This is a genomic window from Pseudomonas sp. TH31, assembly GCF_016650815.1.
Classification (GTDB): Bacteria; Pseudomonadota; Gammaproteobacteria; order Pseudomonadales; family Pseudomonadaceae; genus Aquipseudomonas.
Window position 1 is genome coordinate 120,142 of sequence record NZ_JAEKEZ010000038.1, and the last position, 13,814, is coordinate 133,955.

Annotated in this window: 8 protein-coding genes and 3 pseudogenes; 6 read left to right on the forward strand and 5 right to left on the reverse strand. The window is 60.2% G+C overall.

Annotation, left to right across the window (positions count from 1 at the left end):
• Positions 1–199: 199 nt before the first annotated feature.
• From JFV26_RS31025 to JFV26_RS31035, 3 genes and pseudogenes are all read right to left on the reverse strand, one after another.
• Positions 200–1,164: pseudogene (locus JFV26_RS31025) on the reverse strand (2-hydroxyacid dehydrogenase).
• Between the two features lie 216 nt (positions 1,165–1,380).
• Positions 1,381–1,998, reverse strand: coding sequence for a TetR/AcrR family transcriptional regulator (locus tag JFV26_RS31030; protein WP_201197396.1), 618 nt, complete (start codon positions 1,996–1,998; stop codon positions 1,381–1,383).
• Between the two features lie 30 nt (positions 1,999–2,028).
• A pseudogene (locus JFV26_RS31035) lies at positions 2,029–2,411 on the reverse strand (tautomerase family protein).
• A gap of 380 nt (positions 2,412–2,791) precedes the next feature.
• Between JFV26_RS31035 and JFV26_RS31040 the strand changes: the two are divergent.
• Positions 2,792–4,072, forward strand: coding sequence for an HAAAP family serine/threonine permease (locus JFV26_RS31040; RefSeq protein WP_201197397.1), 1,281 nt, complete (start codon positions 2,792–2,794; stop codon positions 4,070–4,072).
• A 259-nt stretch (positions 4,073–4,331) separates the two neighbouring features.
• Positions 4,332–5,992: pseudogene (locus JFV26_RS31045) on the forward strand (SulP family inorganic anion transporter).
• A gap of 173 nt (positions 5,993–6,165) precedes the next feature.
• Here JFV26_RS31045 and acnB read toward each other — a convergent pair.
• Complete coding sequence (acnB, locus tag JFV26_RS31050) at positions 6,166–8,775, reverse strand: bifunctional aconitate hydratase 2/2-methylisocitrate dehydratase (protein WP_201197699.1); 2,610 nt, start codon at positions 8,773–8,775, stop codon at positions 6,166–6,168.
• Positions 8,776–9,286: 511 nt separating this feature from the next.
• Between acnB and JFV26_RS31055 the strand changes: the two genes are divergently transcribed.
• Positions 9,287–9,757: a DUF1289 domain-containing protein gene (locus JFV26_RS31055; RefSeq protein WP_008028699.1), complete on the forward strand. Its 471-nt coding sequence runs from the start codon at positions 9,287–9,289 to the stop codon at positions 9,755–9,757.
• Between the two features lie 119 nt (positions 9,758–9,876).
• Here JFV26_RS31055 and JFV26_RS31060 read toward each other — a convergent pair whose 3' ends face one another.
• Positions 9,877–10,740 (reverse strand): universal stress protein, encoded by an 864-nt coding sequence (locus JFV26_RS31060; protein WP_201197398.1) that lies wholly within the window; start codon positions 10,738–10,740, stop codon positions 9,877–9,879.
• Positions 10,741–10,899: 159 nt separating this feature from the next.
• Between JFV26_RS31060 and miaE the strand changes: the two genes are divergently transcribed.
• From miaE to JFV26_RS31075, 3 genes are all read left to right on the forward strand, one after another.
• Positions 10,900–11,508, forward strand: a complete 609-nt coding sequence (gene miaE, locus JFV26_RS31065) for a tRNA-(ms[2]io[6]A)-hydroxylase (RefSeq protein WP_054047466.1) — start codon at positions 10,900–10,902, stop codon at positions 11,506–11,508.
• A 247-nt stretch (positions 11,509–11,755) separates the two neighbouring features.
• Positions 11,756–12,463, forward strand: coding sequence for a winged helix-turn-helix domain-containing protein (locus tag JFV26_RS31070; RefSeq protein WP_201197399.1), 708 nt, complete (start codon positions 11,756–11,758; stop codon positions 12,461–12,463).
• Positions 12,464–13,750: an ATP-binding protein gene (locus JFV26_RS31075; RefSeq protein WP_201197400.1), complete on the forward strand. Its 1,287-nt coding sequence runs from the start codon at positions 12,464–12,466 to the stop codon at positions 13,748–13,750. It begins immediately after the preceding gene.
• The last annotated feature ends 64 nt before the right edge of the window (positions 13,751–13,814 follow it).

Consider the following 13,814-nt stretch of genomic DNA (forward strand, 5'->3'; position numbering starts at 1 on the left):
GTTGACTGATACGGCCTCATCGCGAGCAAGCTCAGCTCCTACAGGGATTGTGGTCGTACACACATACTCGGTTCACCACCGAACAACTGTGGGAGTGAGCCTGCTCGCGATAGCGGTCTGACAGTCGACATCTCTCTGGCTGGAAGGCTGCCATCGCGAGCAGGCTCGCTCCCACCTTGATTTATGGTGTGGCCGGGATTTAGACGGGCCGGGTAACCATGGGTGTTGGTAAGGCAATCGGTGTCAGCACCGGTCGGTCGGCGAAGAATGCAACCAGGTTTTTGCCGACCAACTCCACGGTGCCCTGGGTTGCTTCCGGCGACAGCCCGGCGACATGCGGCGTCAGGACCACATTGGTCAAGGCCTTGAGGGCATCAGGCACCTTGGGCTCGTGGTCGTACACGTCGAGTGCCGCACCGCCGATCCTGCGTTGTTCCAGTGCATTGATCAGGTCTGCCGTGACCACGACGCTGGCTCGGGCAATGTTGACCAGGAAACCCTTCGGCCCCAGCGCGTCCAGCACCTGTCGATTGATCAGGTGTTGGGTGCCGAGCCCGCCGGGGGTAGCGACGACCAGGAAGTCCGACGCCCGCGCCAGTTCCGTCGGCGTCGAGCAGTAGCTGTAGGGCACGTCGCTGCGGTGCTGGCGGTTGTGGTAACTCACGCTCATGTCGAAACCATTGCCGGCACGCTTGGCGATGGCCATGCCGACTGCGCCGAGCCCGAGAATGCCCAGGCGTTTGCCGGCGAGGGACGGGCGCATGATTTTCGGCCATTCGCCACGGCGCACGGCGGCATCGGCCCGGGAATGTCGCGCACCAGCGACAGCAGCAACGCCATGGCGTGATCGGCCACCGAAGAGGCGTTGACCCCGGCACCGTTGGTGACGGTGAGGCCGCGGTCGCTGGCGGCTTGCAGGTCGACGTGTTCGTAACCGGCGCCGATCACACAGATGATTTTCAGGGCGGGCAGGGCGGCGATTTCTTCGGCGTACAGACCCAGCGGGCCGCGAGTCAGCACGGCATCGATGCGGGCGCCGTGGGTGGCGATGGCTTGGGCGCGTTCGGCAGGTGTGGGCGCCAGGATCAGGTGAAAGCCCTGATGCTCGAGAATCGGCAGGTAGTCATTGATGGTTTCAACCAATACCAGAACGGTTGCGGTCATGCTGGGCTCCTGTGGGCATTGGAATGTCGGGGGCTCGAATGGGGGTTCAGATTGCTGATTCCAGAGCGGTTTGGCAATTACCAGAGATCATAGGCTATGGGTTGGGGCTCCGTGGAAGGGGCGTCCCGTTTACGGCGCCGGGCAGGGCCAGTCCGTAGGAGCACAGCTTGCTGGCGATGGCGTCCTTAATATCGCCATCGCCAGCAAGCTGTGCTCCTACAAGATCGGTATCGCCGCAGTTGTGGTGGAATCGTCCGCCGTCAGAAAGGCGCGCGCCGCGTCGAGGATTTCATCGGACAAGGGCTCCCCACGGGTGGCGCGGGCCAGAGTCAGGGCGCCTACCATCAGTGAATATTCGACCAACGCCTGTCGTCGATCACGTTCGGCATCGCCAGAGTTGACCAGTGAACCATAAGACTCCAGCAGTTTGTCGAGGCCTTCCATGAAGGTCTGGCGCAAGCCGCTATCGGTCGCTTCGTGGCACATGTCCCCGGCAAAGGCGACCACCGGGCAGCTGTCGCCGGGATTGTCGCGGCTGGCGGCCGACAGGTACGGATCGACCAAGGCGTGGCGGGCAGCGGTTTTGTCATCATGCTCGGCGATCCTGGCTTTCCAGCGCTCAGCCGATTGCTCGAACGCCCGACCGCCGGCCTCACGGGCCAAGGCTTCCTTGGACTCGAAGTGTCCGTAGAAGCCGCCATGGGTCAGCCCGGCCGCGCCCATCACGTCGACGACGCTGATGCCGTGGAGGCCGCGCTCACGAAACAGCCGCGTGGCGGCCTCGACGATGATTTCGCGGTTGAGGTCGGCTTGTTTACGGGAGACTCGGGGCATCAACGGCTCACAGGTTTGAGTGGACAGCAATCAACTGGCGTACTGGGCAATCCCGTTTCCAAACGACCAGTTCTCTTTTTCACTTCCACCAGATTAATGAAAACATCTTCCAGGCGCACCGCCAGTTCACTGTTCAGGCTCTGGGCAATGGTCTTGTAGAGCCGTTTTTTCTGCTCCAGGGTCCGGCCTTCATTCAACGTGATCTGGATCACCACCAGGCTGTCGGTGCGCTGGATGCCCAGGTATTCGGTGTCGAAGATGAAATGCCGCTCGTCGTGCTCTGCCAGAATCTGGAAATTATCGTGTTCCGGTACACCGATCGCGCTGCGCATGGCGGCGTAAATCAACTGACCCACGCGTTTGGCGAAGGTCGGGTCCTGATGCTTTTTGATGTCAACGCGAACCAGTGGCATGGGATGACTCCAGACAGAATGTGGATCAGTTAAAAATACATGATGCTTAACCTTTATCAAGCAGGCATTTTGTCCGGCGACGAACTGCACAAGCCCGACAACAATGAAGTTCCCTGTGGGAGCGAGCCTGCTCGCGATAGCGGAGTATCAGCCAACATCAATGTTGAAAGTGAAATCGCCATCGCGAGCAGGCTCACTCCCACAGGGGCCTGCAGCGCTTTTGGCATCTGATCCGCATAACCGCTCCTCAGCTAAGTCTTTGCTTCTGCTCATTAATCCCGGACAATCGCGCCCCTGTTTCGGTCAGGGCGCTGCCTGTCGGATTTTTCCGACTCGTCCTGACCGGGTAGCAACTGACCGGAATGCGGAGATCCCACCGGATGAATGATCAGGCCAATAGCGTCGACGAACGCTATGTAGCGGCGGCACCAGCGACACTTGAGAGCTGGAATCGCCAAGACACCACCTGGATGCTGGGCCTGTTTGGCACGGCAATCGGGGCCGGCACGTTGTTTTTGCCGATCAACGCGGGCCTGGGCGGTTTCTGGCCGTTGATGGTCCTGGCGGTGCTGGCGTTCCCCATGACGTTTTACGCACACCGTGGCCTGACCCGCTTTGTGTTGTCCGGCCGTGAAGGCGCGGACATCACCGAAGTGGTGGAAGAACACTTCGGCATCAAGGCCGGTGCGCTGATCACTTTGCTGTACTTCTTCGCGATCTTCCCGATCCTGCTGATCTACAGCGTGGCGCTGACCAACACCGTGGGCAGTTTCCTCGAGCATCAACTGCACATCATGCCGCCGCCACGGGCGATTCTGTCGTTCGTGCTGATCCTCGGCCTGTTGGCGGTGGTGCGTTGCGGCGAGCAGGTGATCGTCAAGGCCATGAGCCTGATGGTGTATCCGTTTATCGTCGCGTTGCTGTTCCTGGCGGTGTTCCTGATTCCGCACTGGAACGGCGGCATCCTCAGCACCGCGTCCACGCTGCCTGCACCCTCGGCGCTGCTGCACACCTTGTGGCTGGCGATTCCGGTGATGGTGTTCTCGTTCAACCACTCGCCGATCATCTCGGCATTTGCGGTGGACCAGAAGCGTCGTTACGGCGAACATGCCGAAGAGCGCAGCTCGCAGATCCTGTCCCGCGCCCACGCGTTGATGGTGGTGATGGTGCTGTTCTTCGTCTTCAGTTGCGTGCTGACCCTGACCCCGGCGCAACTGGCCGAAGCCAAGGCGCAGAACCTGTCGATCCTGTCGTACCTGGCCAACCACTTCAGCAATCCGACCATCGCCTTCGCGGCGCCGTTGATTGCGTTCGTGGCGATTTCCAAGTCGTTCCTGGGGCACTACATCGGCGCCAGCGAAGGTCTTAAAGGCTTGATTGTCAAAAGCGGCAAGCGTCCTTCGCCTAAAGCCCTGGACCGCATGACCGCTGCGTTCATGCTGGTGGTGTGCTGGATCGTCGCGACCCTGAACCCGAGCATCCTCGGCATGATCGAAACACTCGGTGGCCCGATCATCGCGTCGATCCTGTTCCTGATGCCGATGTATGCGATCCGCAAAGTACCGGCCATGGCGCGTTATCGCGGCCAGGCGTCCAATGTCTTTGTGACGGCGGTGGGCCTGGTGGCGATTTCGGCGTTGATCTATTCGTTGACGGCCTGACGCATTCCCCTGTAGGAGCAAGGCTTGCCCGCGAAGAACGATAATGCGGTCTTTCAGATACACCGCGTTACGGCCTTCGCGAGCAAGCTTTGCTCCTACAGGTAGAGCAAAAAACGCCGCTCCTTGCAAAGGGCGCGGCGTTTTTCATGGCCTGCGCTCAGCACCTGACCCAGAGCACACACTCAACCGGATAAACGGCTACGCTAGAGCCTGAATTTACGCGTCGTAGAGCGTGTTGATCTTTCTCTGGAGACGCTGCATGGCTCGTGCTCAAGGCGCATCGGTACAACCCTCCGCCGATACTCCTAACCGTTGGCAGGACCTGCTGGCCGGGCTGTCGATTGCCGGTTTGCTGTTGCCGGAGGCGGTGGCCTATTCGAGCATCGCTGCGGTGCCGCCCCAGGCCGGGGTCATCGCGTTGTTTGCCGGTTTGCTGTGTTACGCGCTATTGGGCACCAGCCGTTTTGCGATTGTCTCCGCGACCTCGTCTTCCGCTGCCGTTCTGGCCGCCGCCACTGCCACGTTGGCGAGCGGTGATCCGACCTTGCGCATGACTCTGGCGATCGGCCTGGTCTTGGTGACAGGCGGGTTTTTCCTGCTGGCCGGGCTGCTTAAATTGGGCAGTGTGACGTCGTTCATAGCCAAACCGGTGCTGCGCGGCTTTGCGTTGGGCCTGGCAATTACGATCATCCTCAAGCAAGTGGCGAGCGCCGTCGATGTGCATCTGGACAGCGCCAATCTGATCCGTTTCATGCCGCAACTGCTGGAACAGTGGCCGCAGTGGAATCGGGTCGGCTTGCTGGTCGCGGCGGTGGCTTTGCTGGGCTTGAGCGTGTGCGCACGGTTCCGGCGGGTGCCGGGCGGTTTGCTGGTGGTGGCGCTCGGTATCGCCGCCAGCCAATGGCTGAACTTGCCGGCCTACGGGGTGAAGCTGATCGGCGTGATCGACCTGAGCCTTGAAGTGCCGCGGCTGCCGGTGTTGCCGTTTGCCGACTGGCTGCGGCTGGGGGAACTGGCGTTTGCGATGGTGATGATTCTGTACGCCGAATCCTATGGTTCGATCAGTTCCTTCGCGCTCAAGCATGGCGACCGGGTGTCGTCGAACCGCGACCTGCTGGCCCTCGGCGCGGCGAATCTGTTGTCCGGCCTGTTCCATGGCATGCCGGCGGGTGCCGGTTACTCGGCGACGTCGGCCAATGAGGCGGCGGGTGCCAGTTCACGTCTGTCCGGCGTGGTCGCGGCGGTGGTGGTGTTGCTGATCGTCTTGACAGTGTTGCCTTACATCGCGCTGACCCCCGAGCCGATTTTGGCTGCCATTGTCATTCATGCCTTGGCCCGTGGCTTGAGCCTGCAGCCATTGGGTCGCTATTTCATCTGGCGCCGCGATCGGGTGCTGGTCATCTGCGCGGTGGCGGCGGTGCTGGTATTGGGTGTGCTGGACGGTTTGCTGGTGGCGGTGGCGATCAGCGTGGTGCTGATGCTCAAACAAATGTCGTCGGCGGATATTCAAGTGCTGGGGCAAATGGGCAGCGGTCACGATTACGTCGATGTGCAACGCCATCCCGACGCTCTGGAGATACCCGGCGTGCTGATCGTGCGGCCCAGCGAGGCACTGTTTTTCGCCAACGTGGAGCGTATTTTGGGCGGTGCGCTGCGGCTCGCCCGGCATGCGTCGCCGCCGGTGCATACGATTATTCTCAGTCTGGAAGAGTCCCCGGACCTGGATGGCACCAGCATCGAAGTGCTGGAAGGGTTCTTTTGCAGGTGCGGGCGCTGGACAAGTTGCTGATCCTGGCGCGGCTCAAGCATGAGGCGCAGGCGGTGCTCTCGATGTTGCCGGCGCAGGAACTGGAGCAGGTCATTCTCAGCGGCCTGAGCGTCGACGGCGCCGTGCAACAAGCCCTCAAGTCAAACCCATAACCCTGTGGGAGCGGGCTTGCTCGCGAATGCGGTGTGTCAGTCAAAATAGATGCTGAATGACACACCGCATTCGCGAGCAAGCCCGCTCCCACAGGGAGTAGTGCAAACCCTGCAGGCATAAAAAAACGCCGCTCATCTCGCGATGGGCGGCGTCTTTTTATTGCGTTGCAGCGTTAGGCTTGAACGACCGGAATGTTGGCGTTCGCAGCGGCTTCACGGAACTCGGCGATCTGGTCGAAGGACAGGTAGCGGTAAACATCAGCCGCCATGCTGTCGATCTTGCCAGCGTATTCCATGTACTCCTCGACGGTCGGCAGGCGACCCAGGATGGAAGCAACAGACGCCAGCTCAGCCGAAGCCAGGTAGACGTTCGCGCCGTCACCCAGACGGTTCGGGAAGTTACGGGTCGACGTCGACACCACAGTCGAGTTCGGCTCTACACGTGCCTGGTTACCCATGCACAGCGAGCAACCCGGCATTTCCATGCGAGCGCCGGCCTTGCCATAGATGCCGTAGTAGCCTTCTTCGGTCAGCTGGTGAGCGTCCATTTTGGTCGGCGGCGACAGCCACAGACGGGTTGGCAGCTGACCCTTGACCTGCTCCAGCAACTTGCCGGCAGCGCGGAAGTGACCGATGTTGGTCATGCACGAACCGATGAACACTTCGTCGATCTTCTCGCCAGCAACGCTGGAGAGCAGACGGGCGTCGTCCGGATCGTTTGGCGCGCAGAGCACAGGCTCTTTGATGTCAGCCAGGTCGATTTCGATGATTTCAGCGTATTCGGCATCAGCATCGGCAACCATCAGCTCAGGGTTGGCAACCCAGGCTTCCATCGCTTGAGCGCGACGTTCCAGAGTACGCGCATCGCCGTAGCCTTCGCCGATCATCCAACGCAGCAGGGTGATGTTGGAGTTCAGGTACTCGGTGATGGAATCTTTCGACAGCTTGATGGTGCAACCGGCAGCCGAACGTTCAGCCGAGGCGTCGGACAGCTCGAAAGCTTGCTCGATGCTCAGGTTGTCCAGGCCTTCGATTTCCAGGATGCGGCCGGAGAAGGCGTTCTTCTTGCCTTTCTTCTCGACGGTCAGCAGGCCAGCCTGGATCGCGAAGTAAGGAATGGCGTGAACCAGGTCGCGCAGGGTAACGCCCGGTTGCATCTTGCCTTTGAAGCGCACCAGGATCGATTCCGGCATGTCCAGCGGCATAACGCCGGTGGCCGCAGCAAACGCAACCAGGCCGGAACCGGCCGGGAACGAAATGCCCATCGGGAAACGGGTGTGGGAGTCACCACCGGTACCGACGGTGTCCGGCAGCAGCATGCGGTTCAGCCAGCTGTGGATGATGCCGTCGCCCGGACGCAGGGAAACGCCGCCGCGGGTCATGATGAAGTCTGGCAGGGTGTGGTGGGTGGTCACGTCGATCGGCTTGGGGTAAGCCGCGGTATGGCAGAACGACTGCATGACCAGATCGGTCGAGAAGCCCAGGCACGCCAGGTCTTTCAGTTCATCACGGGTCATTGGACCGGTGGTGTCCTGGGAGCCGACGGTGGTCATCTTCGGTTCGCAGTAGGTACCAGGACGAACGCCTTTGCCTTCTGGCAGACCGCAGGCCTTGCCGACCATTTTCTGTGCCAGGGTGAAACCCTTGCCGGTGTCGACAGGTGCTTCAGGCAGTTTGAACAGGTCAGTAGGGCCCAGGCCCAGTTCGGCGCGCGCCTTGTCGGTCAGACCGCGACCGATGATCAGCGGGATACGGCCGCCGGCACGAACTTCGTCCAACAGAACCGGGGTCTTCATTTCGAAGGTGGTCAGGACTTCGTCAGTGCCGTGTTTGCAGACTTTGCCAGCATGCGGGTACAGGTCGATCACGTCGCCCATGTTCATGTTGGTAACGTCGAACTCGATTGGCAGTGCGCCGGCATCTTCCATGGTGTTGTAGAAGATTGGAGCGATCTTGCTGCCGAAGCAGAAACCGCCAGCACGCTTGTTCGGCACGTTAGGGACGTCGTCGCCGAAGAACCACAGCACCGAGTTGGTCGCCGATTTACGCGACGAACCGGTACCGACCACGTCACCGACGTAGGCGATAGGGAAGCCTTGACCGCGCATTTCTTCGATCTGCTTCATCGGGCCAGTCACGCCTTGGACGTCAGGCACGATGCCTTCACGGGCCATTTTCAGCATGGCCAGGGCGTGCAGCGGGATGTCCGGGCGGGACCAGGCATCCGGAGCAGGGGACAGGTCGTCGGTGTTGGTTTCGCCGGTGACCTTGAACACGCGCAGGCTGATCTTGTCGGCCAGGACAGGGCGGTTTTTGAACCACTCGCCGTCAGCCCACGACTGGATCACGCCTTTGGCGTGTTCGTTGCCGTTCTTGGCTTTTTCCGCGACGTCGTGGAATGCATCGAACATCAGCAGGGTGTGCTTGAGTTGAGCGGCAGCGACTGGGGCCAGTTCGGCGCTGTCGAGCAGGTCAACCAGGGTCACGATGTTGTAGCCGCCCTGCATGGTGCCGAGCAGTTCAACAGCGCGCTTTTTGTCGATCAGGGGGGAAGTTGCTTCGCCTTTGGCCAGGGCAGACAGGAAGCCAGCCTTTACATAGGCTGCTTCGTCCACGCCAGGTGGAATGCGATTGGTGATCAGGTCAACGAGGAAAGCTTCTTCGCCAGCCGGGGGATTCTTCAGCAGCTCGACCAGGCCTGCAGTTTGTTCGGCGTTAAGCGGCTGGGGAACGATACCCAGTGCTGCACGCTCTTCGATATGTTTGCGGTAGGCTTCAAGCACAGTTATTACCCTCATCAGTGGTCCCAAATGGGTGTCCGGGACGCTCATCCCGAAATGGCCGTACTCATGCGCTGCGTGGCGTTGTGGGCCACTTAGCCAGAATTACCGGCAATTCCTTACAGAAGCTGCTTTCAAAGTTTTACGCCTGCAGAACGGGGAGCTGATGAGGGTTGGCGTTGGGCTTTTCCCCGCTGGAAAAACCCTTCGCCAACACCGCTCTGTAGGAACGACTGTGCTCGTGACGCTTTGAAAACAGCTTCTAACGGACATTGGCGCCTTAAAAGGCTGGCTGATTCTACGGCAAAAAAAAATTAAAGGTAAGTCAGGGGCTATTGGACTTTGGTGGCGTACCGCGTTGCCGGGCCAACGTGCGCGAGGCAAGGCGCGGGCATCCATCGCGGCTGTCACCAAAGTCCAATAGACCCTGAGGCCCTCAAGATTGAGGGGTGATCAATGTTGGACAAAGGGCTAACATGCGGATCTGTTCTGCTTTCCCGTGTTTTGCCTACCTATGCCCAATCAGACCATCAAGACCCCCTGCGTCGGCCTCTGCTCCACCGTTTACGGTGACCTGGTGTGCCGTGGCTGCAAGCGTTTCCACCACGAAGTGATCAACTGGAACGGTTACAACGAGGAAGAAAAACGCGCGGTGTGGCTGCGTCTTGAGCAACTGCTGTCCCAGGTGATGGCCAGCAAGCTGGAAGTGTTCGACCCGCAGCGCCTGCGCTTGCAGCTTGAACAACGGAAAATCCGCTTTGTGCCCCATCAGTCGGAATATTGCTGGGCCTATCAGTTGATCGCTCGCGGGGCGCGGGTCATCAATAACCTGGAGGCCTACGGAATGGTGCTGATGCCGGAGTTTCGCGACTGGAACCTGCCGGAGTTGCGCGATGCCATTGATCGGGAGTTTTTCCTGCTGTCGGAAGCGCATTACCAGCGCTACATCGCGCCGGGCTTCCTGAAAGACGCCTTCGGCGGCTGATTTTTAAAGTCAAAAGATCGCAGGCTTCGCCAGCTCCTACCGGGTGAACGCAATCCCATGTAGGAGCTGGCGAAGCCTGCGATCTTTTGATCTTGCTTTTGCGATCTTTTGATCTTGCTTTAATGCCGGGTCACAACCTCTTCCAGGTGATCCATGATCTCATCCGGCTTGAGCACCAGCACATCGCTCTCCACCGCATCCAGCACCACTTCCGCCGTATTGCCGATCAACGCCCCGGACAACCCGGTGCGTGCCACGGTGCCGATCACCGTCACTGCCGCCTGCAGCTTATGAACCATATGCGGAATCAGCACGTCCGCCGGGCCTTCCTCGATGTGCAGGTGCTCGTCGTCGATGTCGAATTCGGCCTGGAACGCCTTGCACTGCTCGCGATACTTGGCTTCGATGGTTTCCCTGAGCTGGAACACCGGATCAGCCGACGACAGCATCGGTGACGGATGCGCACTGATCACGTGCAATTGCGCCTTGGCCAGGCTGGCAATGTCGAACCCGTGATCGACGATGCAGGCATGCAGCGTGCGGTGTTCGCCGTCGGTATTGCCGACGTCGATGGCCGCCAGGATGACCCCGCCGGTCCAGGGTTTCGACGTTTTGACCAGCAACACCGGCGTTGGGCAGTAGCGCAGCAGTTTCCAGTCTGCCGGGGTCAGCAGCGCCTTTTTCAGCGGGCTGTCGGGGTAATGCTGTTTGACCACCAGCCCGCAGCCTTCAGCCTGCTGCACGTCGACAATGGTTTCATGCAGGCTCTCGTTCCAGGCCTGTTCGGTGGTGACGCTGTAGCCGTCGTCGATCAGGGCGGCCTTGAGCACGCCCAACATGCCGCTGTGGTCGTGCTTGGGGTCGCAGACCAGCAAGTGCAGGTGGGCCTGGGTCACGCCGGCGATCAGCTTGGCCCGCTTGAGCGCCAGGCTTTCCGAGTGTTCGGGTTCGATGACCACCAGGATGCTGCGAATGGCTTGCATGAGCGGGATCTCCAGGAAGTAAAAAGCGCTGCGTTGGACAACTATAGTTGCTGCCCGGCAACCGGGGACTTGATGCATATCAATGGCGGCGACTGGTGGTCTGCCGGCAGGCCGGTATAATCGGCGCCCTTCGTTTTGAACCTTTTATCCGTGAGCCCCATGATCCTTCCCGAAATTCACGAGTTCCTCGGCTGCCGCACCCCTGACGGCTGGGTCCAGGCCGCGCTGGCCGATCAGGAAACCTTGCTGATCGACCACAAGAACTGCGAATTCAAGGCCGCCAGCACGGCGTTGAGCCTGATCGCCAAGTATCACTCCCATGTCGATCTGATCAACCTGATGTCGCGCCTGGCCCGTGAAGAGCTGGTGCACCACGAACAGGTCATGCGCCTGATGAAAAAGCGCAAGATCGAGCTGCGCCAACTCTCCGCCGGGCGTTACGCTTCGGGCCTGCGCAAAGTGGTGCGCAGCCACGAGCCGGTGAAACTGGTGGATACCCTGGTGGTTGGCGCGTTCATCGAGGCCCGCAGTTGCGAACGTTTCGAGGCGCTGGTGCCGCATCTGGACGAGGAACTCGGCAAGTTCTACTTCGGCCTGCTGAAAAGCGAGGCCCGGCATTTCCAGGGTTATCTGAAACTGGCCTATCAGTACGGTGACGCCAAGGACATCGCCCAGGTGATCGACCGGGTTCGTGCCGCCGAGCAGGAATTGATCGAGTCGCCGGACGTGGAGTTCCGCTTCCACAGCGGCATACCAACCGCCGCCTGACCCCCGTAGGAGCTGCCGAAGGCTGCGATCTTCAGTAGCGTCGAAAGATCAAGATCAAAAGATCGCAGCCTTCGGCAGCTCCTACAGGTGCGATCTTTGCTGCTGAAATGTTAAAAACTCTTAAGAGTATGAAAGATCACTGAAAACCGGTCCTCGTGACCGGTTTTTGCTGCCTGCCGTCACCGTCCCACCACCGATTGCCGCCATAATGCCGCCTACTTTAAACAAGGGTTGGCAGACGGTCGTAATGGATAACCTGGGTTTTGGCAAAGTATTGCTGGTGGAAGACGACGAAAAGCTTGCCGGGCTGATCGCACATTTCCTGTCCCAACACGGCTTCGAGGTCCGGGCGGTGCACCGTGGCGACCTGGCGTTGGCCGCCTTTCTTGAGTTCAAACCGAAAGTCGTCGTGCTTGACCTGATGTTGCCGGGGCAGAGCGGCCTGCATGTGTGCCGCGAAATTCGCAGCGTGTCGGACACGCCGATCGTCATCCTCACCGCCAAGGAGGACGACCTCGACCATATCCTCGGCCTGGAATCCGGCGCCGACGACTATGTGATCAAACCCATCAAACCGCCGGTACTGCTGGCCCGTTTGCGCGCCCTGCAACGTCGGCAGGCACCGGACACCAGCGTCTGCAGTGCCCTGGAGTTCGGCAACCTGAGCATCGACCGCAGTTGCCGCGAAGTGCGCCTGGCGGGTGAGGGCATCGAGCTGACTACCATGGAATTCGAGCTGCTGTGGTTGCTCGCCAGCGCCGCCGGCAAGATCCTGTCCCGCGATGACATCCTCAACCGCATGCGCGGCATCGCCTTCGATGGCCTCAACCGCAGCGTCGACGTCTACATCAGCAAGCTGCGGGCCAAGCTCAAGGACAACCCCCGTGAGCCGATGTGCATCAAGACCGTCTGGGGCAAGGGTTATCTGTTCAATCCGTTCGCGTGGGAGTTGTAGATGCTGCGGTTATTTCTTGGGCTGTTTCTGGTGATGACGCTTGGTCTGGTGTTGGCGTTGCAAACGGTCGAGCGCACGTTCGATGTACTGCTCGACAATCAGATGCAGCGCTACAACCGTGAGGCGGTACGCGGCCAGGCCTGGACGCTGGTCGAGCAGTTGCGTGAGTTGGACGGTCCGGCGCGGGAGCGGCAACTGGAAACGGTGCGCCCGCACTACGGCCTCGGGCTGACGCTGGTCGGGGCCGATCAACTGGCTTTGAGTGTTCGTGAAAAAGCTGAGTTGGCCCAAGGTCTTCTGGTGATTCGCGACAAATACACGCAGTACATTGCCTCGATCGACGATGGTTCGCAGTTGCTCAGCATCAAACTGCCGCCAGAGCCAAGCCTGATGTCGTTCTATCTCGTTGGGGCGTATCTGATGATCGCCGTGCTGATTGGCTTCGTGCTGTTCTTCTGGGTGCGGCCACACTGGCGGGATCTGGAAAAACTGCGCATGGCGGCAGAGCGTTTTGGCGATAACGATCTGTCGTCGCGAATCCAGTTGTCCAAACGCTCGAACATCCGCGACCTGTCCGAACACTTCAACCTGATGGCCGCGCGTATCGAAGGCTTGATCGCCAACCAGCGCGAGCTGACCAACGCGGTGTCCCATGAATTGCGCACGCCGATTGCCCGGCTGTCGTTCGAACTCGATCAGCTCAAGCAACAGCCCGATCCGGCGCAAAACCGCGAATTGATCGCCGACATGTACGCCGACCTTGGCGAGCTGGAAGAAATGGTTTCGGAACTGCTGACCTATGCCAGCCTTGAGCGCGGCGCAACGGTGATTACCTGGGAGAGCATTCAGGCCGGCAGTTGGCTCGACAGCGTGGTCGGCAGTGTGGCGCTGGAAGCGGAAGCGGCGGGGGTGCAGTTGCTGATTGTCGAATGTCAGATCGAGCAGGTACGTATCGAGCCGCGCTTCATGGCCCGGGCGGTGATCAATTTGTTACGCAACGCCATTCGCTATGCCGATGGACGCGTCGAAGTGTCGTTGGTGCGCCGCGCTGATCACTATGAAGTGCGGGTCAACGATGACGGGCCGGGTGTGCCGGTGGACGGGCGGGAGAGGATCTTCGAACCGTTTTCACGGCTGGATGCCAGTCGTGATCGGCGTACCGGCGGTTTCGGGTTGGGGTTGGCGTTGGTGCGAAGGGTTTCGCAGTCCCATGGCGGGCAAGTGGAAGTCAGCGATTCCCCTTGGGGCGGGGCGTCGTTTCGCATGACCTGGGCGCATCTGGATTAACGGCGTTGTGCTTGCGGACGCCATCGCGGGCAAGCCTTGCTCCTACAGGTGAGGAGTGATCGCA

Bases quoted from the DNA above. Each gene is read 5' to 3' on its own strand.
- JFV26_RS31075 (WP_201197400.1), top strand. From the start codon at position 12,464: ATGCTGCGGTTATTTCTTGGGCTGTTTCTGGTGATGACGCTTGGTCTG.
- JFV26_RS31055 (WP_008028699.1), top strand. From the start codon at position 9,287: ATGCCCAATCAGACCATCAAGACCCCCTGCGTCGGCCTCTGCTCCACC.
- miaE (WP_054047466.1), top strand. From the start codon at position 10,900: ATGATCCTTCCCGAAATTCACGAGTTCCTCGGCTGCCGCACCCCTGAC.
- JFV26_RS31030 (WP_201197396.1), bottom strand. From the start codon at position 1,998: ATGCCCCGAGTCTCCCGTAAACAAGCCGACCTCAACCGCGAAATCATC.
- JFV26_RS31060 (WP_201197398.1), bottom strand. From the start codon at position 10,740: ATGCAAGCCATTCGCAGCATCCTGGTGGTCATCGAACCCGAACACTCG.
- JFV26_RS31040 (WP_201197397.1), top strand. From the start codon at position 2,792: ATGAATGATCAGGCCAATAGCGTCGACGAACGCTATGTAGCGGCGGCA.
- JFV26_RS31070 (WP_201197399.1), top strand. From the start codon at position 11,756: ATGGATAACCTGGGTTTTGGCAAAGTATTGCTGGTGGAAGACGACGAA.